General features: G+C 69.4%; 17 protein-coding genes and 2 riboswitches. Of the genes, 7 read left to right on the top strand and 10 right to left on the bottom strand.

Annotated features, from left to right (window positions below):
* Positions 1-4 precede the first annotated feature (4 nt).
* Both IG08_RS0133225 and glyA (IG08_RS0133230) read right to left on the bottom strand, forming a co-directional pair.
* Positions 5-1,225 carry a sarcosine oxidase subunit beta family protein gene (locus IG08_RS0133225; protein ID WP_030611121.1) on the bottom strand — a complete coding sequence of 407 codons (1,221 nt, stop codon included), beginning with the start codon at positions 1,223-1,225 and terminating at the stop codon, positions 5-7.
* On the bottom strand, positions 1,222-2,526 hold the full coding sequence (gene glyA / locus IG08_RS0133230) for a serine hydroxymethyltransferase (RefSeq protein ID WP_030611124.1): 1,305 nt from the start codon (positions 2,524-2,526) through the stop codon (positions 1,222-1,224). Before glyA (IG08_RS0133230) ends, IG08_RS0133225 begins: the two co-directional genes overlap by 4 nt.
* Positions 2,527-2,641: 115 nt before the next feature.
* Here glyA (IG08_RS0133230) and IG08_RS0133235 point away from each other — a divergent pair, with 115 nt between their 5' ends.
* On the top strand, positions 2,642-3,307 hold the full coding sequence (locus IG08_RS0133235) for a GntR family transcriptional regulator (protein WP_030611127.1): 666 nt from the start codon (positions 2,642-2,644) through the stop codon (positions 3,305-3,307).
* 26 nt (positions 3,308-3,333) lie between these two features.
* On the opposite strand, the gene IG08_RS0133240 is transcribed toward IG08_RS0133235, so the two are convergent.
* From IG08_RS0133240 to IG08_RS0133255, 4 genes are all read right to left on the bottom strand, one after another.
* Positions 3,334-4,140 (bottom strand): amino acid ABC transporter ATP-binding protein, encoded by an 807-nt coding sequence (locus IG08_RS0133240; protein WP_043455860.1) that lies wholly within the window; start codon positions 4,138-4,140, stop codon positions 3,334-3,336.
* A gap of 31 nt (positions 4,141-4,171) precedes the next feature.
* Positions 4,172-5,140: an amino acid ABC transporter permease gene (locus tag IG08_RS0133245; protein ID WP_063757803.1), complete on the bottom strand. Its 969-nt coding sequence runs from the start codon at positions 5,138-5,140 to the stop codon at positions 4,172-4,174.
* On the bottom strand, positions 5,140-6,072 hold the full coding sequence (locus tag IG08_RS0133250; protein ID WP_030611136.1) for a transporter substrate-binding domain-containing protein: 933 nt from the start codon (positions 6,070-6,072) through the stop codon (positions 5,140-5,142). Before IG08_RS0133250 ends, IG08_RS0133245 begins: the two co-directional genes overlap by 1 nt.
* A gap of 513 nt (positions 6,073-6,585) precedes the next feature.
* Positions 6,586-7,257 (bottom strand): GntR family transcriptional regulator, encoded by a 672-nt coding sequence (locus IG08_RS0133255; RefSeq protein ID WP_030611139.1) that lies wholly within the window; start codon positions 7,255-7,257, stop codon positions 6,586-6,588.
* Positions 7,258-7,518: 261 nt separating this feature from the next.
* On the opposite strand from IG08_RS0133255, the gene IG08_RS0133260 reads away from it, so the two are divergent.
* The 4 genes from IG08_RS0133260 to IG08_RS0133275 all read left to right on the top strand — a co-directional run bounded on the left by IG08_RS0133260 (position 7,519) and on the right by IG08_RS0133275 (position 12,521).
* Positions 7,519-8,907: a protoporphyrinogen/coproporphyrinogen oxidase gene (locus IG08_RS0133260; protein WP_030611142.1), complete on the top strand. Its 1,389-nt coding sequence runs from the start codon at positions 7,519-7,521 to the stop codon at positions 8,905-8,907.
* 105 nt (positions 8,908-9,012) lie between these two features.
* The gene (dapA, locus tag IG08_RS0133265; RefSeq protein WP_030611146.1) at positions 9,013-9,912 is read left to right on the top strand and encodes a 4-hydroxy-tetrahydrodipicolinate synthase; all 900 of its coding nucleotides are present in this window, start codon (positions 9,013-9,015) and stop codon (positions 9,910-9,912) included.
* A 19-nt stretch (positions 9,913-9,931) separates the two neighbouring features.
* The gene (locus tag IG08_RS0133270) at positions 9,932-11,020 is read left to right on the top strand and encodes an ornithine cyclodeaminase family protein (RefSeq protein WP_052424971.1); all 1,089 of its coding nucleotides are present in this window, start codon (positions 9,932-9,934) and stop codon (positions 11,018-11,020) included.
* A complete protein-coding gene (locus IG08_RS0133275) occupies positions 11,010-12,521 on the top strand; it encodes an aminobutyraldehyde dehydrogenase (protein ID WP_030611152.1) in 1,512 nt (503 codons plus the stop codon). The genes IG08_RS0133270 and IG08_RS0133275 overlap by 11 nt, the downstream gene beginning before the upstream one ends.
* An 81-nt stretch (positions 12,522-12,602) precedes the next feature.
* Here the strand turns inward: IG08_RS0133275 and IG08_RS0133280 are convergent, their stop codons facing one another.
* The 4 genes from IG08_RS0133280 to gcvT form a co-directional block, all read right to left on the bottom strand.
* On the bottom strand, positions 12,603-13,970 hold the full coding sequence (locus IG08_RS0133280) for an L-serine ammonia-lyase (protein ID WP_030611155.1): 1,368 nt from the start codon (positions 13,968-13,970) through the stop codon (positions 12,603-12,605).
* A gap of 56 nt (positions 13,971-14,026) precedes the next feature.
* The gene (gene glyA, locus IG08_RS0133285; protein ID WP_030611158.1) at positions 14,027-15,289 is read right to left on the bottom strand and encodes a serine hydroxymethyltransferase; all 1,263 of its coding nucleotides are present in this window, start codon (positions 15,287-15,289) and stop codon (positions 14,027-14,029) included.
* 15 nt (positions 15,290-15,304) lie between these two features.
* Entirely contained in the window at positions 15,305-15,682 is a 378-nt protein-coding gene (gene gcvH, locus IG08_RS0133290; RefSeq protein WP_030611161.1) for a glycine cleavage system protein GcvH, read from the bottom strand.
* 109 nt (positions 15,683-15,791) lie between these two features.
* The gene (gcvT, locus tag IG08_RS0133295) at positions 15,792-16,934 is read right to left on the bottom strand and encodes a glycine cleavage system aminomethyltransferase GcvT (protein WP_030611164.1); all 1,143 of its coding nucleotides are present in this window, start codon (positions 16,932-16,934) and stop codon (positions 15,792-15,794) included.
* Between the two features lie 38 nt (positions 16,935-16,972).
* Positions 16,973-17,075, bottom strand: a riboswitch (glycine riboswitch).
* A riboswitch (glycine riboswitch) is annotated at positions 17,076-17,185 on the bottom strand.
* A gap of 187 nt (positions 17,186-17,372) precedes the next feature.
* Here gcvT and IG08_RS0133300 point away from each other — a divergent pair.
* Both IG08_RS0133300 and IG08_RS0133305 read left to right on the top strand, forming a co-directional pair.
* The gene (locus IG08_RS0133300) at positions 17,373-18,047 is read left to right on the top strand and encodes an AAA family ATPase (protein WP_043455863.1); all 675 of its coding nucleotides are present in this window, start codon (positions 17,373-17,375) and stop codon (positions 18,045-18,047) included.
* 52 nt (positions 18,048-18,099) lie between these two features.
* Positions 18,100-18,879: an enhanced serine sensitivity protein SseB gene (locus IG08_RS0133305; RefSeq protein WP_030611170.1), complete on the top strand. Its 780-nt coding sequence runs from the start codon at positions 18,100-18,102 to the stop codon at positions 18,877-18,879.
* The last annotated feature ends 86 nt before the right edge of the window (positions 18,880-18,965 follow it).

Raw genomic sequence — 18,965 nt, forward strand, 5'->3', positions numbered from 1 at the left:
CTCCTCAGTGGGCCACGGCTGCGGCGCCGTGCTCGTCGATCAACGCGCCCGTCGCGAAGCGTTCGAGGGCGAAGGGGGCGTTCAGCGGATGCGGTTCGCCCGTGGCGACGGTGTGCGCGAAGGCCCAGCCGGCGGCGGGGGTGGCCTTGAAACCGCCGGTGCCCCAGCCGCAGTTGACGTAGAGGTTCTCCACGGGGGTGGTGCCGATGATCGGGGAGGCGTCCGGGGTGACGTCGACGATGCCGCCCCAGGTCCGCAGCACGTGCGCGCGGGCGAAGACGGGGAACAGCTCCACGGCGGCGGCCATCTGCTGCTCGATCACGTGGAAGGAGCCGCGCTGCCCGTAGCCGTTGTAGGAGTCGACGCCCGCGCCCATCACCAACTCGCCCTTGTGGGCCTGGGAGACGTAGACGTGCACATGGTTCGACATGACGACCGTCGGATGCACCGGCTCGTGCAGCTCGGACACCAGCGCCTGCAGCGGATGCGACTGGATCGGCAACCGGAAACCGGCCCGCTCGGCCAGCACGCTGCTGTGCCCGGCGGCCGCGAGACCGACCCGGCCCGCGTGGATACGACCGCGGTTGGTCTCGACGCCGACGACCCGGTCGCCGTCCTTGAGGAAACCGGTGACCTCGCAGCCCTGGATCAGATCCACGCCCATCTCGTCGGCCCGGCGGGCCAGCGCCCAGGCCACGTGGTCGTGCTTGGCGATGCCGGCGCGCGGCTGGAAGGTGCCGCCGAGGACCGGGTACCGGGTGCGCGGCGAGAGGTTGACGATCGGGCAGACCTCGCCGACCTGGTCCGGGGTGAGCCACTCGGCGTCGACGCCGTTGAGGCGGTTGGCGTTGACGCGGCGCATGCCCTCGCGGACGTCCTGCAGGGTGTGCGCGAGGTTGAGGACGCCGCGCTGGCTGAACAGGAAGTCGTAGCCCAGCTCCTCCGGGAGCTGCTCCCACAGCTTGAGCGCGTGCTCATAGATCGCCGCGCTCTCGTCCCACAGGTAGTTGGAGCGGATGATCGTGGTGTTGCGGGCCATGTTGCCGCCGGCCAGCCAGCCCTTCTCCAGCACGGCGACATTGGTGATGCCGTGGTTCTTGGCCAGGTAGTAGGCGGTGGCCAGGCCGTGGCCTCCCGCGCCGATGATGACGACGTCGTACGAGGAGCGCGGCTCGGGGTTGCGCCAGAGGAAGTCCGGGTGCTCCGGCAGCGGCGTGCTGGTCATGCCGCGTCTCCGTTCAGGTGGGGGTAGAGGGGGTAGGCGGCGGCGAGCTTCTCGACCCGGGCGCGCAGTTCGTCGTCGGGCTGTTCGCCCTTCAGGGCCTCGGCGATGATGTCGGCTACCTCCCGGAACTCCGCCGCACCGAAGCCGCGGGTGGCCAGGGCGGGGGTGCCGATCCGCAGGCCCGAGGAGATCATCGGTGGTCGGGGGTCGAAGGGCACCGCGTTGCGGTTGACGGTGATGCCGACGCGGTGCAGCCGGTCCTCGGCCTGCTTCCCGTCGAGCGCGGAGTTCCTCAGGTCGACGAGGACCAGGTGCACTTCGGTGCCGCCGGTCAGCACCGTGATCCCGGCCTCGGCGACATCGTCGGACAGCAGCCGTCCGGCGAGGATGCGGGCGCCGTCCAGGGTGCGCTGCTGGCGCTCCTTGAACTCCGCGCCCGCCGCCACCTTGAAGGCCACCGCCTTCGCCGCGATGACGTGCTCCAACGGGCCGCCCTGCTGGCCCGGGAAGACCGCGGAGTTGATCTTCTTGGCCAGCCCGGCGCGGCTGAGGATCACACCGCCGCGCGGGCCGCCGAGGGTCTTGTGCGTGGTGGTCGTGACGACATCGGCGTACGGCACCGGGTTCGGGTGCAGGCCCGCGGCCACCAGCCCGGCGAAGTGCGCCATGTCCACCATCAGATACGCGCCCACTGCGTCGGCGATCCGCCGGAACGCGGCGAAGTCCAGCCGGCGGGGGTAGGCCGACCAGCCGGCGACGATCATCCTGGGCCGGTGCGCGAGAGCGAGCTGTTCGACCTCGTCCATGTCGATTCGCAGGTCGGACTCGCGCACGTGGTACGGCACGACGTTGTACAGCTTGCCGGAGTAGTTGATGCGCATGCCGTGGGTCAGATGGCCGCCGTGCGCCAGGTCGAGGCCGAGGATCGTGTCGCCGGGGTCGAGCAGCGCGAACATCGCGGCCGCGTTGGCCTGGGCGCCCGAGTGCGGCTGCACGTTGGCGGCCTCGGCGCCGAACAGTTCCTTCACCCGGTCGATGGCCAGCTGCTCGATGACGTCGACGTGCTCGCAGCCGCCGTAGTAGCGGCGGCCCGGGTAGCCCTCGGCGTACTTGTTGGTCAGGACCGAGCCCTGCGCCTCCATGACCGCGGCCGGGGCGAAGTTCTCCGAGGCGATCATCTCGAGGGTCGACTGCTGACGGCGGAGTTCGGCGTCCACCGCGGCGGCGACATCCGGGTCGAGTGCGCTGAGCGGGAGGGAGAGGGAGGAGGCGACCGGGGTGAGCGACGGGTTCGTTGCCATCTGTGCACCATCCTGAGAGCCAACTAATGAGCAACTGATATATCAGCCTCTGCGGTAAGGTATGGGAGTTCGCCGGACTGGTCAAGGGGGCTTCATGCAGCAGGCAGGGGGCTTCATGCAGCAGGTGGCGACCGAGCCCGGGGGCGAGGAGCTGTCCCTCGCCGAGCGCGCCTACCGCGCCATCCGCGACCAGCTCGTGATGCTCGAGATCCGACCGGGCGCGCCGATCAACGAGGACCAGCTGGCCCAGTCCCTCGGCGTCGGACGGACCCCGGTGCGCGAGGCGCTCAAGCGGCTCCAGTACGAGCGCCTGATCACGACCTACCCGCGACGCGGCACCTTCGCCACCGACGTCAACATCACCGACCTGGCCCACATCTCCGAGGTACGCCAGGAGCTGGAACCCCTGGCCGCCGCCCAGGCCGCGCGGCGCGGCACGGCCATCGACCGAGCGACCCTGACGGACCTGCTGCGGGACCTGGAGAGCGTGGACTCCGGCCGGCACGACGCCGCCGAGCTCATGCGTCTGGACCTCCGGGTCCACCGCGCCACCTACGCCGCCACGCACAACCCGTACCTGGAGGACACCCTCGTCCGCCACGACAACCTGGCCACCCGCATCTGGTGCCTGTTCATCGACCGACTGCCCGGCATGGCCGGCCACGTCGAAGAGCACAGACCGTTGATCGAGGCGATCGTCGCCGGCGACTCCGACACGGCGGCGCGGCTCGCCCGCAGCCACGTCGAGGGCTTCGAACAGGCCATCCGCGACGCCATCTGAATCCCCTGCCTCAGCTGGGGGAGGGTTCAGAGGATGCTGTCGATGAAGAGGCGTGTGGACTCGTGGACGGGCGCGTCGATGACCTGGGACGGCGGGCCCTTCTCGACGAGCCGGCCCTCGGACATGAAGACCACCTCGTCGGCGACGCCGCGGGCGAAGCCGATCTCATGGGTGACCACGATCATCGTCATGCCGCTGGTCGCCAGCCGCTTCATGACGTTCAGAACCTCACCGACCAGTTCGGGGTCCAGGGCCGAGGTCGGCTCGTCGAAGAGCATGACGCTGGGCTTCATGACCAGGGCGCGCGCGATCGCCACACGCTGCTGCTGGCCGCCGGACAAGGTGCTGGGGTAGACATCGGCCTTGTGGGCCATACCCACCTCCTCCAGCGCCTGCAGTGCGTCCTTCACCGCCTCGGCCTTGTTCACGCCCTTGACGCGGCGCGGTGCCTCGATGAGGTTCTCCAGCACCGTCATGTGCGGGAAGAGGTTGTAGGCCTGGAAGACCATGCCGGTCCTGGTGCGCTGCTTCGCGACGGCCGAGGGCGACAGCTCGTGCAGTTTGTCACCCTTGATGCGGTAACCGATCACCTCGCCGTCCACGACGACGGTGCCGCGGGACGGGCGCTCGAGGTGATTGACACATCGCAGCATGGTGCTCTTGCCCGAGCCGGACCGCCCGAGGATGACGACCACCTGGCCGCGGTGGACCTCGAGGTCGACGCCCTTGAGGACCTCGACCGGTCCGAAGCTCTTGTGGAGGTCGATGATCCGGACGATGGGATCGGCCGTCGGGGTGTCAGTGCCGTCGGGCACGGATGTCGTTGCGCTCATCGGAGATTCACCGGTCCTTTCGTTACGACGGTTACGCCGGAGTCGGGTTGTCGTTCGACCGGGACCGCTGCGAGAGCCGGGAGCCGAGCGCGCGGAGCTTCGCGAGTCCGCCGGGCCGCTGCGCGCCGCCGTGGACGCCGCGCCCGTAGTGACGCTCGATGTGGCTCTGGGCGTAGGACAGGACCGTGGTGCACACCAGGTACCAGAGCGAGATCACCACGAGCAGCGGGATCGTGCGGAAGTTCTGCGAGTAGATCAGTTGCGCCGAGTACAGCAGGTCGGCGAGAGCGATGATGCTCACCAGCGAGGAGTGCTTCAGCATGCCGATGACCTGGTTGCCGGTGGGCGGGACGATCACCCGCAGGGCCTGGGGCAGGACCACCCTGCGGAAGGTCAGCCACCGGTTCATCCCGAGCGCGATGGCCGCCTCGCTCTGGTGCTTGGGCACCGAGAGAAGGCCACCACGCACGATCTCGGCCATGTAGGCCGATTCGTTCAGGGTCAGGCCGATGATGGCGACGGCCCACAGGTTCAGCACGCCGTTGGTGGCCGCGCCGACGATTTCAGGACCGCCGAACAGGCTGAGCGACAACCGGGGGTAGAGGGCCGAGAGGTTGAACCAGAAGATCAGCTGGACGAGGAGCGGCGTGCCTCGGAAGAACCACAGGTAGGCGCCCGAGAGCGAGGAGAGCACCCGGTTCTCCGACATCCGGCAGGCAGCCAGAACGATGCCGAGGGCGATCCCCAGAGACATGGACACACCGGTGAGGACCAGCGTGGTGCGAAGGCCCGCCATGATCTCGGGGTTGAACAGGTACTCCCAGACGACCGGCCACTCGAAGTTGTCGTTGGTCACCACGGAGAAGCCCAGACTCGCCGCTACGAGGAGAACGAGCAGGGCGGCGAGGCGCCGACCGGGATACCGCATCGGCACGAGTTCCGTGGGCGGGGTGGCTGACGGGTCCACGCGTGTGGAGTCCGTGACGGTGGCTGTTTTCATCAGTTGCTCCCCGTCGCGGGAAGGATCTCGGCCTTCTTGATCAGCCCCTGGCCGGCGTTGAACTTGTCGAGGATCTTCTGCAGTTCACCGTTCTCGATCAGGTGGTCGGTGGCCGCCTGAACCGCCTTGGCGAACTTCGCGGTGTCACTGTTGCGCGACAGCACCAGGCCGGTCTCGTACTTGGGTGCCCACGGCAGCTCGACCAGGGCGAACTGGTTCTTGGCCTGGCTCATCACATAGGCCACCTGGCTCGCGCTGCTGATCGCCGCGTCGACCCGGCCTCCACGCATGGCGAGGTTGACGTTGGCCTGTGAGTCGAAGGTCTTGAGAGTGATCGGATCCTTGCCCGCACTCTTGCACTTCTTCGCAACCTCCACGCCCAGCTTCGCCTCGGCGGAACCGAGCAGCGCGGCCACCGTGTAACCACAGAGGTCCTCCTGGGCGGTGGCGCTGGTGATCTTGCTGCCGGCGGGGACCATGAGGGCGTCGGCCGACTCGTGGTTGGTGACGAAGGTGACGGTCTCCGTACGCTCGGGCAGCGCGTAGATCTCTCCGGTCGCGGCGTCGTAGCGGCCTGCCTGCAGTCCGGTGATGATGCCGTTGAACGGGGCGATCTTGATCTGGACCTTCAGGCCCAGGACCGCGGCGATCTGACGCACGTTCTCGATGTCCCAGCCGGTGGGATTCGCGCCGGTGGCCGGTTCGATCACCGCGGGCGGGTAGGTGGCGGCGGCGATCACCAAGGTCCCCTTCGAGGCGATCGACTTGGGGACCATGGCGGCGATCGAGTCGACCTTCTTCGACACGGTGTCCGACGCGGTGGTGGAGGAATCGGTGGCGGACGAACCGCAGGCGGCCGTCGACCCCATCAGGGCAATGGATCCGACGATCGCCCCGAAGCGGACCAGACGTGAATCGCGTAGACGCTCCATGGTTTCTCCCTGTGGCTGAAATCCCCGAGCGGACTGATCCCGACATGGATCCTGTTTGCGATGGCGCAGGGCTCGGTGATGGCAGGTAACTTCGCACCTTCATCGAGGCCTGACAAGATGTGATCACAGATCTTTTTTGCATCGTTGTCTGTGGAACCAGCTCTGACCTGGGAAAACCATCTCGAAGAAGAATTTGACGAGCGATCACGCTGCCGATCACGCCGTCGATCACGACGATCCGGTCGACGAACCCGTGGGCCGGGGCATGCCCGTCCGCCTCGATCGGGTCCCGCCCGCCCCGCTCGCGTGAGGCGAGGTGATACGTAGCAAATCGGCAATCGATCGGAAATCCTGGGGGCCAATTATGGCCAGCCGCGCGTCGATACCGACGTCGCCGGAGTGGAGAAGTTGATATTCCCGTCGGGCGTTCGAGTCGACGGTTTTCGTCCTGGAGCTACTGGAGCTACCCGTCGCCCTGGATCTACCCGAAGAAACTGCCGTCGGCCGAGCCGGCTACCGCGATTCCAGCTGCGCCTTGATCCGGTCGGTGGCGTTGGCCAGCGACTCGTTGCTGATCGCGGCGGCCATCTCGGCGTCGTGCGCGAGGGCGGCCTTGAGCAGGCGCTCCTGGTAGCGCCACAGCGCATCGACGTCGCCGGGGGTGTCGAGGGTCGCCCGGGCGCCGACGATCTTGTAGGCGCGGCAGTGCTGCCACAGGGTGCGGATGGTGCTCAGCAGCACGGGGTTGCCGGCCGCCTCGTAGAGGATGGCGAGCAGGGCCTCGTCGTGGTCGAGGTACGGGACCACGGCACCCTCGGTGATCGCGCTCCGCATGAGCTCGAACTGCTCACGCATGCGGGCGACGTCCGCCTCGTCGATCCGTGCGGCGCCGCGGCGCGCGGCCTCGACCTCCAGGACCTGTCGCGTGTCGTAGATGTGGAGCAGCTCGTCGAGGTTCTGACCCTTCACCACCGAGCCCTTGTGCGGAACGCGTTCGGCGAAGCCGGCCTCCTCGAGGCGCCGGATGGCTTCGCGCACCGGCATCACGCTGGTTCCGACCTCGGCGGCGAGGTCGCGGATGCGCAGGCGGTAGCCGGCCGGATACTCGCCGCTGGTGATCGCTCCGTGCAGCACCGCGTACACCTGGTCGGCCAGGGAGGGCGACGGCTCGACACGTTTGGACATAAGCACGACTGAATCATAAACAGGCTGGTCGGCGGCAGGGGTTCGACGAAGGCTCACGTTCGCCTCCTGCAAACCATTGTGTGATGTGTGATCACATCTTATGGTGGCGGACATCCAGGTGAGACCGGAACTCCCTCGGGCATCGCGTGACGACTTCCCGCGCCCGGTCGACCCGCCCGCACGTAGGTCATGTCACCCCTCTCCGGCATCCAGGGATCCCGAGACGGAGCTTCGAGTGCTGAGAATCGAGAAGAGGAACGCATGAAGGATGTGGTCATCGTCGGCGGTGGCATCGCCGGCCTCTCTGCCGCGTGGCGCCTGCGGCACTGGGACACCCTGCTGCTGGAGTCGGGGCCTCGCGTCGGCGGCCGCATCCGCTCCGAGCGACGCGGACCGTACTGGCTCAACTGGGGCGGGCACGTCTACGCCGGCGGGAACTCCTCCACCGCGTGGCTCCTCGGTGACACCGGTATCGACTCGACCCCGGTGACGGGATCGCTGGCCGGACTGGCCATGAACGGCAAGCTGCTTCTCAAGGGCCGGGTGGAGAGCTATCCGTTCCGGATACCCATGCCGTGGTCCGCCCGCGTCGGGATGGTGAAGGCCGGTGCCAAGGTCGGGCTGGCCGTCGCCCGCTACGCGCGGATCGTCCAGCGGCGGCCCGGCGAGGACGAGGCCACAAGACAGCAGCGGGTCTACGACTTCATGAACGACCGCAGCTTCGCCGACTTCGTCGGAGACCTGCCCGAAGACGCCGAAGCGCTGTTCAAGCCCACGGTGACCCGCTCCGCCGCCGACATCGACCAGCTCTCCGCCGGCGCCGGCGTCGGCTACTTCAGCCTGGTGTGGAACATCGGCGGGGGCCTCTCCGAGAGCATCGTCGGCGGACCGTCCACCCTCACCGAGGGCATCGCCGCGGCCCTGTCGGACAGGGTGCGGCTGAACGCGGCCGTCGAGGAGATCGTCCAGAAGAAGGACTCGGCCGTCGTCCGCTACCGGGAGGACGGGGTCGAGAAGGAGGTCGAGGCGCGCTGCGTGGTCCTGGCCACCCCCGCCACCGTCAGCCACCGGGTCGCGGTCGATCTCGACCCCGATGTCCGAGAGGCCCTGTCGAAGATCGTCTACGGCCCGTACGTGAGCGCCGCGTTCCTCACCGACGAGACCGAGCGCCAGGTCTGGGACGACGCCTACGCCATCGCGACGCCGAAGCGGCCCTTCAACGTCGTACTGAACATGTCGAACATCGCGCGCGGTCTCGAGTCGGAACGCCGGCCCGGCAGCAGCGTCATGGTCTTCTCGCCGGGCAGTCTGGCGCGCGGGCTCCTGGAGCTCGACGACGACGAGATCCGCAAGACCTACCTCGACGAGCTCGACCAGGTCCTGCCGGGCTTCGGCGACCACGTCGTCGAGGCCGAGGTCCAGCGCTGGCCCACGGGCGCGCCCTACTGCTTCCCCGGTCGCGGAAAGCTGCAGCAGACGCTGACCCGCCGCACCGGCCGGGTGCTCCTGGCCGGCGACTACCTCGGCACCCTCTACACCGAGACCGCGATCCAGACCGGCCTGTCCGCCGCGCAGGAGGCGCAGAGCCTGCTGGCCACCGACCGGCAGACCGCCCGGCACGGCCTGGCGCCGGTGCCCGCCGCCCCGTAGATCCGCAGTCCCGTCCGGAGCCCCGACTGCTCCGGTGCGGCAAGCCCATGAGCCCGGCGTTCCCGGGCCGATGCCCGCCCCCGGCTTCACCCGAGGAGACCTGAAATGTCGTCACAGCTGAGCGGTGTCCTGACCGCGCTTGCCTCACCGTTCACGTCGGACGGGGAGATCGACGAGAAGACACTGCGCCGCCTGGTCGACCGCAGCGTCGACGGCGGTGTCGACGGTGTCGTCGCCTGCGGATCCACCGGTGAGTTCGCGGCGATGACCGGCGCGGAACGGCGCCGGGTCGTCGAGACCGTCGTGGACCAGGTGGCCGGGCGGGTGCCGGTCATCGCGCAGACCGGTGCGCTCAGCACCAGGGAAGCGGTCGAACTGTCCCGCCACGCGCAGGACGCCGGAGCCTCGGTCCTGATGGTCGTCGCCCCGTACTACGAGCCGCTCACGCTCGACGAGACGCTGCGCTACCTGCGTACCGTCGCCGACTCCGTGGACGTTCCGATCATGCTCTACAACCTGCCGGGGGCCACCGGTGTCAATCTCTCGCCGGACACCGTCGGTCAGCTCGCCCGTGAGGTCGAGAACATCCGGTACATCAAGGACACCAGCGCGGACATGGCTCAGGCCGGGCAGCTGATCCACCGCCACGGCGACGTCATCTCCACCTTCGTCGGCTGGGACAGCCTGCTGCTGACCGCGATCTCCGAGGGCGCCGCCGGTGTCATGGCCGGGACCGCGAACGTGATGCCGGCCGAACTCGTCTCGATCCACCGCGCGTTGCGCGACGGCGACCTCGGACGCGCGCGATCCGAATGGGCGCGGATCTACCCGCTGATGGACGCGATCATGTCCGCTCCGTTCATCCCGGCCGTCAAGGCGGCCCTGGAGGCGGCCGGATTCCCCGTCGGAAGTCCGCGTGAGCCGGTGCTCGCCCTCGACGCCGCCACCACCGCGAGGATCTCCTCCCTGGTCCAGGAGCTTCCGCAGTTGGCGGCGGCACGGTGACGAAGGGGGCGGGGCAGTCGTGAGGTTCCTCGACGAGCAGGACGTCCGTTCCGTGTTCGACCTCGACACCGCGATCGCCTCGCAGCGGACGGCGTTCATCGCTCTGGCGCGGGGAGAGGCGTGGCAGCCCGGGAAGATCCTGGGCGGTCACGCCGACGATCCGAGCACCGTCTTCTGCTATGCCTCGCGCCTCGACCGACTGAGCGGCCCCGTCTGCAAGTTCGGGAGCCTCAATCCCGGGAACGCGGGGACGGACCGGCCGACCATCCATGCCGTGGTCGCCGTGCTCGACCCCCACACCGGCGCCCCGCTCGCCTTCATGGACGGCACCGCGCTCACCACGTTGCGCACGGCCGCCGCGAGCGCGGTCGCGGTCGAGGCACTGGCCAGGAAGGGCGCGGCCCGCCTCCTCGTCCTGGGGTCCGGCGTACAGGGCCGGGCGCACATCGCGGCACTGCAGCACGGCGGGGACTACGCGTGGACCGGCATGTGGTCACCGCGCCGGCCCTCGCTCGACGCCTCCGTCGACCGCCTGCGCGAGCAGGGATGCGAGGTCGAACCGGTGGAGTCCCTGAGCGACGCGATCAGCGGGGCGGACGTGATCGTCTGCGCCACCCTGGCCACCGAACCGCTGTTCTCCGCGCGCGAGATCTCACCCGGCGCCACGATCATCACCGTCGGATCCTTCGAGCGGCACCGCTGCGAGATCGGTCCCGACATCCTCTACGCCGGCCAACGCGTCGTCGTCGATCACGAGCCTACGGCGCGACAGAACTGCGGTCCGATCGTCGCCGCCCGGGCACGGGCCGAGGCGCCGGAGCTGGAACTCCTCGAACTCGGCCATGTCCTGACCGGCGACGAGACCGGTCGCGGCAGCGACGACGACATCGTGACGTACCTCAGCGCCGGCCTCGGCGTTCAGGACGCGGCAGCGGCCTGGGCCATCCACCAGCGGGCCGAAGCACGCGGCGTCGGCCGCAGCGTCGACCGGCCGGCCGCGTCGCAGCCCGAGTTCACCTCACCCGAGCTCACCCCACCCGACCCCGTCCCACCGAATCCAGCTGTTTCACACGGCCACCCCCAGGGAGTTACTGATCATGACTACTGACGCCGGCCTCACGACTGCCACGGTTCGACGCGCGGCAGACGCGCCGCCCCTGATCTCCGCGGACGACCTTCCCCCGGCCCGGCACTTCGTCGACGGGAAGTTCCTCGACGGATCGACCGAGCGCGTCATCGACGTGGTCGACCCGAGCACGGAGAGCGTCATCGCCCGGATTCCCGAGGGAACCTCCGAGGACATCGACAGGGCGGTCGCCGCCGCGGTCGCGGCCAAGGCCTCGTGGGCACGGCTGGTCCCCAAGGACCGCTCGGAGGTGCTGCACGCCATCGCCGACCGGGTGGCCGAGCACACCGAGCTCCTGGCCAAGCTGGAGTCGGCGAACACCGGCAAGCCGCTCGCGGTGTCACGGGACGACGTCGGCATGACCATCGACACCTTCCGCTTCATGGCCGGTGCGATGCGCGCGACCACGTCCATGGCCGCCGGCGACTACGCCGAGAACCACCTGTCGGTCATCCTGCGTGAGCCGCTCGGAGTGGTCGGCGTGATCACCCCGTGGAACTACCCCCTGCTCATGGCGGCCTGGAAGATCGCGCCCATTCTCGCCGCCGGCAACACCCTGGTCCTCAAGCCCTCCGAGCAGACTCCGCTGACCACGCTGAAGTTCGCCGAGCTCGTGGCCGACCTGCTGCCGGCCGGTGTGCTGAACGTGGTGAACGGTTACGGCGCGGTCGCCGGCGCCCGGCTCGCCGAGCACCCGGACGTGGACATGATCGCCCTGACCGGTTCGGTCAACAGCGGTCGTGCCGTCGCCCGGGCCGCCGCCGACACCCTCAAGCGTGTGCACCTCGAACTCGGCGGCAAGGCCCCGGTCGTGATCTTCCCGGACGCCGATCTCGCGGCCGCCGCATCGTCACTGCGCACCGCCGGCTTCTGGAACTCGGGTCAGGAATGCGGGGCCGCCTGTCGCGTACTCGTGCACGAATCGGTCGCCGAGGAGTTCGTCGGGCAACTCGTCGACGAGGTCCGGGCCCTGGTCGTCGGTGAGCCGCAGGCCGGCGAGGACGTCGAGGTCGGCCCCATGGTCTCGAAGGCACACTTCGACCGTGTCACGGGGTACTTGGAGCGCGCGAAGAGCGAGGGCGTCCGCGTGGCGACCGGAGGCGGCGCCCTCGACGGGCCCGGTTACTTCGTGGCCCCGACCGTGCTGGTCGACGTCCCCGAAGGCGCCGAGGTCGCCCGCGAGGAGATCTTCGGCCCGGTGATCACGGTCGAGGCCTTCGCCGACGAGGAGGAGGCGGTACGGCGGGCCAACGACGTCCCTCTCGGTCTGTCGGCATCGGTGTGGACCGAGAACGCCCGCCGCAGCCACGACATCCCCGCACGCCTCGACTTCGGAACCGTCTGGGTCAACTCGCATCTGGTCCTGGCCAGCGAGGTCCCCTGGGGCGGCTTCAAGGGCTCCGGCTACGGCCGGGACCTGTCGGTCTACGCGCTGGAGGACTACTCACGCACCAAGCACGTCATGCACAACCACGGGAGCTGATCCCGCCCTTCCGGACGAGCGGCAAGAGCAGGCCCTGAACAGCGCTGAAAGAAGCGAACGCGCTGGTCAGGGCCTGCTCCCTCAGCACTCGATGATGTTGACCGCCAGCCCGCCCCGCGCCGTCTCCTTGTACTTCACGCTCATGTCGGCCCCGGTGTCCTTCATCGTCTTGATGACCTTGTCGAGGGACACCTTGTGGGAGCCGTCGCCCCGCATCGCCATCTTGGCCGCTGTGACCGCCTTCACCGCGGCCATGCCGTTGCGCTCGATGCACGGGATCTGGACCAGGCCGCCGACCGGGTCGCAGGTGAGACCGAGGTTGTGCTCCATGCCGATCTCGGCGGCGTTCTCGACCTGTTCGGGAGATCCGCCGAGCACCTCGGCCAGCGCGCCCGCCGCCATCGAGCAGGCCGAGCCGACCTCGCCCTGGCAGCCGACCTCGGCGCCGGAGATGGAGGCGTTCTCCTTGAAGAGCATGCCGATGGCGCCGGCGGCGAGCATGAAGCGGACCACCCCGTCCTCGTCGGCGCCGGGCACGAAGTTGATGTAGTAGTGGAGGACGGCGGGGATGATTCCCGCGGCCCCATTGGTGGGCGCCGTGACCACCCGTCCACCCGCCGCGTTCTCCTCGTTCACCGCCATCGCGTAGAGCGTGATCCACTCCATTGCGTGCGCCAACGGGTCGCCCTCCGCGCGGAGTTGGCGGGCCGTGACCGCGGCCCGGCGCTTGACCCGGAGGCCGCCCGGGAGGATGCCCTCGCGGGACATGCCGCGCGAGACGCACGCCTGCATCACCCGCCAGATCTCCAGCAGGCCGGTGCGGATCTCCTCCTCGGTCCGCCAGGCGCGCTCGTTCTCCAGCATCAGCGAGGAGATCGACAGGCCCGTCTCCTTCGTCAGACGCAGCAACTCGTCGCCGGTGCGGAAGGGGTACTTGAGGACCGTGTCGTCGAGCTTGATACGGTCCGCGCCCACCGCGTCCTCGTCCACGACGAAGCCGCCGCCGACCGAGTAGTACGTCTTCGACAGGAGTTCGGCGCCCTGTGCGTCGTACGCCCATATCGTCATGCCGTTCGCGTGGTACGGGAGCGTCTTACGGCGGTGCAGGACCAGGTCGTCGTCGTAGGAGAACGGGATCTCGTGCTCGCCGAGCAGGCTCAGACGGCCGCCCGACCTGATCGCCTCCACCCGCTCGTCCGCCCCCTCCACGTCCACCGTCCGCGGCGAGGCGCCCTCCAGGCCGAGCAGCACCGCTTTCGGGGTGCCGTGACCGTGGCCGGTCGCGCCCAGGGAGCCGTAGAGCTCGCAGCGGACCGACGCGACGGGGTTGAGAACGCCCTCGTTGCGAAGGCGCCGCGCGAACATGCGCGCCGCACGCATCGGGCCGACCGTGTGGGAGCTCGACGGGCCGATGCCGATCGAGAACAGATCGAAGACCGAGATGGCCACGGGAACTCCTCCTGAGAGGGTGGGGGCACACGTCGTCGGGTGCCCCCACCGGGGAACTACTTGTTCAGACCGGGGTACAGCGGGTGCTTGTCGGCGAGGGCCTTGACCCGGGCCTTCAGGCCTTCCACGTCATACGACGGCTTCAGCGCCGAAGCGATGACGTCCGCGACCTCGGCGAAGTCCTCGGCCGTGAAACCGCGGGTGGCGAGGGCCGGCGTACCGATCCGCAGACCGGACGTCACCATCGGCGGACGCGGGTCGTTCGGGACCGCGTTGCGGTTGACCGTGATGCCGACCTCGTGCAGACGGTCCTCGGCCTGCCGGCCGTCCAGCTCGGACTCGCGCAGATCGACGAGAATGAGGTGCACGTCCGTGCCGCCGGACAGGACGTTCACCCCGGCCTCACGGGCGTCCGCGGCCGTCAGACGCTCGGCGAGGATCCGCGCACCCTCCACCGTACGCCGCTGGCGCTCCTTGAAGTCCTCCGAGGCGGCGACCTTGAAGGAGACCGCCTTCGCCGCGATCACGTGCTCCAGGGGACCGCCCTGGAAGCCCGGGAAGACGGAGGAGTTGAGCTTCTTCGCGAAGTCCTTCTTGGCGAGGATGATGCCGCCGCGGGGGCCGCCCAGCGTCTTGTGGGTGGTGGAGGTGACGACATCGGCGTACTCGACCGGGTTCGGGTGCAGGCCCGCCGCGACCAGACCGGCGAAGTGCGCCATGTCGACCCACAGGTACGCCTCGACCTCGTCCGCGATCCGGCGGAACTCGGCGAAGTCCAGCTGCCGCGGATACGCCGACCAGCCCGCGATGATCACCTTCGGCCGGTGCTCCTTGGCGAGCCGCTCGACCTCCGCCATGTCGACGAGACCGGCGTCGTCCACGTGGTACGCGACCACGTTGAACTGCTTGCCGGAGAAGTTCAGCCGCATCCCGTGGGTCAGGTGACCGCCGTGGGCGAGGTCCAGCCCGAGGATGGTGTCGCCGGGCTGGGCCAGCGCGAACAGCGCGGCCTGGTTGGCGGAGGCGCCGGAGTGGGGCTGCACGTTGGCGTACTCGGCGCCGAACAGCTCCTTGACCCGGTCGATCGCGATCTGCTCGGCGACGTCGACGTGCTCGCAGCCGCCGTAGTAGCGGCGACCGGGGTAGCCCTCGGCGTACTTGTTGGTGAGGACCGAGCCCTGCGCCTCCATGACCGCGAGAGGCGCGAAGTTCTCGGAGGCGATCATCTCGAGGGTGGACTGCTGGCGCTGGACCTCGGCGTCGACCGCGGCGGCGATCTCCGGGTCGAGCTCGTGCAGGGGCGTGTTCAGAACGGACATCAGGTGTACGACTCCTCAGCCGGCGGAAAAGGCGGTGTACTCGTCGGCGGAGAGCAGGTCGGCCGGCTCCTCCGCGACGCGTACCTTGAACAGCCAGCCGCCCTCGAAGGGCGCGGAGTTCACCAGCGACGGGTCGTTGACGACGTCCTCGTTGACCTCGGTGACCTCACCGGCGACGGGGGAGTACAGGTCGGAGACCGACTTGGTCGACTCCAGCTCGCCGCAGGTCTCGCCTGCGGTGACCGTGGCACCGACCTCCGGGAGCTGGACGAAGACGACATCGCCGAGCGCGTTGGCCGCGTGCTCCGTGATGCCGACCGTCGAGACGCCGTCCTCGGCGCCCGACAGCCATTCGTGCTCCTTGCTGTAGCGCAGCTGCTGGGGGTTGCTCATGGCCTGAATTCTCCTGTACGCGGGGGAGTGGTGGTGAGTGAGGGACTGCTGGAAACGCACGTGAGCAGCGGAAATGTGCGCAGGGTCACGCACGGACCGCTTCGAGTGTCTACTTCTGCCGCTTGTAGAACGGCAGCGCCACGACCTCGTACGGTTCGTGGCTGCCCCGGATGTCCACACCGACACCGGCGGTGCCCGGCGCCGAGTGCTCGGCGTCGACGTACGCCATCGCGATCGGCTTCCCGAGCGTGGGGGAGGGGGCGCCCGAGGTGACCTCGCCGATCACCTGGCCGTCGGCGACGACCGGGTACCCGGCGCGCGGGACGCGGCGGCCCTCGGCGACCAGGCCGACCAGGACGCGCGGCGGCTCGTGGTTGAGGTTCTCGACGGCCTCGCGCAGGGCGGCGCGGCCCACGAAGTCGCCCGCCTTCTCGAACTTCACCACCCGGCCGAGCCCGGCGTCGAAGGGAGTCAGGGAGGTCGTCAGCTCGTGCCCGTACAGCGGCATGCCCGCCTCCAGGCGCAGCGTGTCCCGGCAGGACAGGCCGCAGGGGACCAGGCCGACGCCCTCGCCGGCCTTGGTCAGGGCCTGCCACAGCTCGACGGCGTCCTCCGGCTTCACGAACAGCTCGAAGCCGTCCTCGCCGGTGTAGCCGGTGCGGGCGATGAGGGCGGGGACACCCGCGACGGTGCCGGGCAGACCGGCGTAGTACTTCAGGCCGTCGAGGTCGGCGTCGGTGAGCGACTTGAGGATGCCGGGGGACTCGGGCCCCTGGACGGCGAGGAGGGCGTAGGCGTCCCGGTCGTCACGGACGACGGCGTCGAAGCCGACGACCCGCTCCACGAGTGCGTCGAGCACGATCTGCGCGTTGCCGGCGTTGGCGACGACCATGTAGTGAGAAGACCCGGCTTCGGTCTCACCGAGCCGGTAGACGATGAGATCGTCGAGGATGCCGCCGTCGGCCTGGCAGATCATGGTGTAGCGGGCGCGGCCGACACCCACGGAGGCGATGTTGCCGACGAGGGCGAAGTTCAGGAAGTCGGCCGCCTGCGGCCCGGTCACGGTGATCTCGCCCATGTGCGAGAGGTCGAAGAGGCCGGCCTTCGTGCGGACGGCGTTGTGCTCGTCGCGCTCGGAGCCGTACCGCAGGGGCATGTCCCAGCCGGCGAAGTCGGTCATCGTCGCGCCGAGCGAACGATGCAGGGCATCGAGCGCGGTACGGCGCTTCTGAGAGGGGTCGTTACTGCTCATCGGACGGTCGTCTCCCAAGGCATGACGGGCGAGGTCGTTCCTCCCCATCTGTCATCGGAACCTGAGAGGTTCGCCATGAAGGACATGGCTTGCACCGTGGGTGGGGCCACCAGGAAACAGCGGCCCGCTTTTCAGATGTGCCTCGCCCGCGCGGTAACGGGGCCTGAGAGATTCAAGGGAGGGACTTGCTCCTTCGGCGCCCGGGTACGCGTACGAGAACGTACGACCCGGGACTCTCCCGCGCGGATTCAAGCGGCCGGTATGCAGTTGGCGCGGACATCATTGCACGCATCGGACGAGTACGGCAGGGCCGCATCTGGCCCCTCCCCTTTGTGACTGGCTTGTGGCAGGACGATCACGAAAACGCGAGACATCGCGGATTACCTTCTCTTTACACTCGGTGGGGATGGGACGTGAGACCCACCCCAGGGGAGGACGATCACGGTGAACAGGACTCCGGCGTACGCCACGAGCTCAGCCGTCGCGCTGCCCAAGCAGCCCGCGGGCCCGGCGCGGGAGGCGTGCGGCCCGCTGCCCGCACCCGTCGTCCGCGACCTGCGCGACCGTGCCGGCCACAGCCCGCACGCCCTGCTGTTCGGCCCCAAGGACCTGGTGGTGATCACGGGCCTGCCCGGCAGCGGCAAGACCACGCTCATGAAGCGCACCGTCAAGGGCATGGGGATCGACTCCCAGAACACCCGCGACCGCTGGGACACCCGGCTCTCCCGTTTCCTGCCCTACGCGGTCTACCGCCCGCTCGTCCGCCTCGCCCACTACGCCGGACTGCGCCGCGCCCTGCGCTCCGGCAAGGGTGTCGTCGTGCACGACTGCGGTACGCAGGCCTGGGTGCGCGGCTGGCTGGCCCGGGAGGCCCGCCGCCGGGGCGGCATGCTGCACCTGCTGCTGCTCGACGTCACCCCGGGCACGGCCCTGGCCGGCCAGCGCGAGCGCGGCCGCGGTGTCTCGCGGTACGCGTTCCTGCGGCACCGCGGGGCGGCGTCCCGGCTGATCCGGTCCGTGGAGCAGGGCGACCTGCCCCAGGGCTGCGGCTCGGCGGTGCTGATCGACCGGGCCGCGGCGGACGTGCTGCGCCGGATCGGCTTCACGGGCTGACCCGATAGCCTTTCGGCCACACCAGCGGTTCACAGCAGGCGGTCAGAAGACGATGGACTTCCCGGACTTCCCGGCACAGGCGCACCTCCATCCGCACGGCGGCGGATGGCCCGGCAACGAGCTGGAGGAGGTGCTCTCCGCCTCCCTCGGCATGCCCTCGGCCGGCGGCCGGATCATCGAGGTCCTCGGCCGCAGCTTCCTCTGGATCCCCCTGCCGAACGGCGGCGGCCCGCACAGCGGCCCGCTGGACCTGCCCACTCTCGAGATCGACGGCCAGGCGTACGTCCCCGTCTTCAGCTCCGAGGAGCAGTTCCGCCAGGTGACCGGCTCGCACATGTCGTTCACCATCGCCCCCGCGGTCGAGTTCGCGCGCGGCCTGCCCCCGCAGGTGGGCATCGCCGTGAACCCGGACGGCGTGGTCGGCGTCCCGCTCCCGCCGCCCGCCGTGGCCGAACTCTGCCGTGTCGGCCGCACCCCCCTGGACGGCTCCAACACCGGCGGCCGCGTCAAGCTCTACGAGCCCGACTGGCAGGACGACCCGGTCGACTTCCTCGCCGCGGCCTCCGCCGAGTTCGCGGCCACGGGCGTGGTCGTCACGGCCCGCCGCTGCCTCGCCGCGATCGAGGCGGCGCCCCCGGTGATGTTCATCGGCGTCGAACTCTCCCAGTGGGAGGGCGACTTGCGGATCCTCCCGATGGACGCGCTGGGCAGGGCCCTGACCCAGGTGCCGGTCCAGTGGCCGGTAAACCTGGTCCTGTTGGACGTTGCGCAGGACCCGGTGGGCGACTGGATGCGCGGGCAGGTACGGCCCTTCTATACACAGGGCCAGTAGACATACCTCGGGGCGTGGAGCTGTATCGATATGCGGCTCCGCCGCGCGGGCGCGATCAACCACGACGCACCCGCACCCCGCAGACG

The sequence above is a fragment of the Streptomyces fulvoviolaceus genome, assembly GCF_000718165.1.
Taxonomy (GTDB): domain Bacteria; phylum Actinomycetota; class Actinomycetes; order Streptomycetales; family Streptomycetaceae; genus Streptomyces; species Streptomyces fulvoviolaceus.

Coding starts and splice junctions, on each gene's coding strand:
- IG08_RS0133245 (WP_063757803.1), bottom strand. CDS start 5,140: ATGAAAACAGCCACCGTCACGGACTCCACACGCGTGGACCCGTCAGCC.
- gcvH (WP_030611161.1), bottom strand. CDS start 15,682: ATGAGCAACCCCCAGCAGCTGCGCTACAGCAAGGAGCACGAATGGCTG.
- gcvT (WP_030611164.1), bottom strand. CDS start 16,934: ATGAGCAGTAACGACCCCTCTCAGAAGCGCCGTACCGCGCTCGATGCC.
- IG08_RS0133250 (WP_030611136.1), bottom strand. CDS start 6,072: ATGGAGCGTCTACGCGATTCACGTCTGGTCCGCTTCGGGGCGATCGTC.
- glyA (WP_030611158.1), bottom strand. CDS start 15,289: ATGTCCGTTCTGAACACGCCCCTGCACGAGCTCGACCCGGAGATCGCC.
- IG08_RS0133260 (WP_030611142.1), top strand. CDS start 7,519: ATGAAGGATGTGGTCATCGTCGGCGGTGGCATCGCCGGCCTCTCTGCC.
- IG08_RS0133255 (WP_030611139.1), bottom strand. CDS start 7,257: ATGTCCAAACGTGTCGAGCCGTCGCCCTCCCTGGCCGACCAGGTGTAC.
- IG08_RS0133225 (WP_030611121.1), bottom strand. CDS start 1,225: ATGACCAGCACGCCGCTGCCGGAGCACCCGGACTTCCTCTGGCGCAAC.
- IG08_RS0133305 (WP_030611170.1), top strand. CDS start 18,100: ATGGACTTCCCGGACTTCCCGGCACAGGCGCACCTCCATCCGCACGGC.
- glyA (WP_030611124.1), bottom strand. CDS start 2,526: ATGGCAACGAACCCGTCGCTCACCCCGGTCGCCTCCTCCCTCTCCCTC.
- IG08_RS0133240 (WP_043455860.1), bottom strand. CDS start 4,140: ATGAGCGCAACGACATCCGTGCCCGACGGCACTGACACCCCGACGGCC.
- dapA (WP_030611146.1), top strand. CDS start 9,013: ATGTCGTCACAGCTGAGCGGTGTCCTGACCGCGCTTGCCTCACCGTTC.
- IG08_RS0133275 (WP_030611152.1), top strand. CDS start 11,010: ATGACTACTGACGCCGGCCTCACGACTGCCACGGTTCGACGCGCGGCA.
- IG08_RS0133235 (WP_030611127.1), top strand. CDS start 2,642: ATGCAGCAGGTGGCGACCGAGCCCGGGGGCGAGGAGCTGTCCCTCGCC.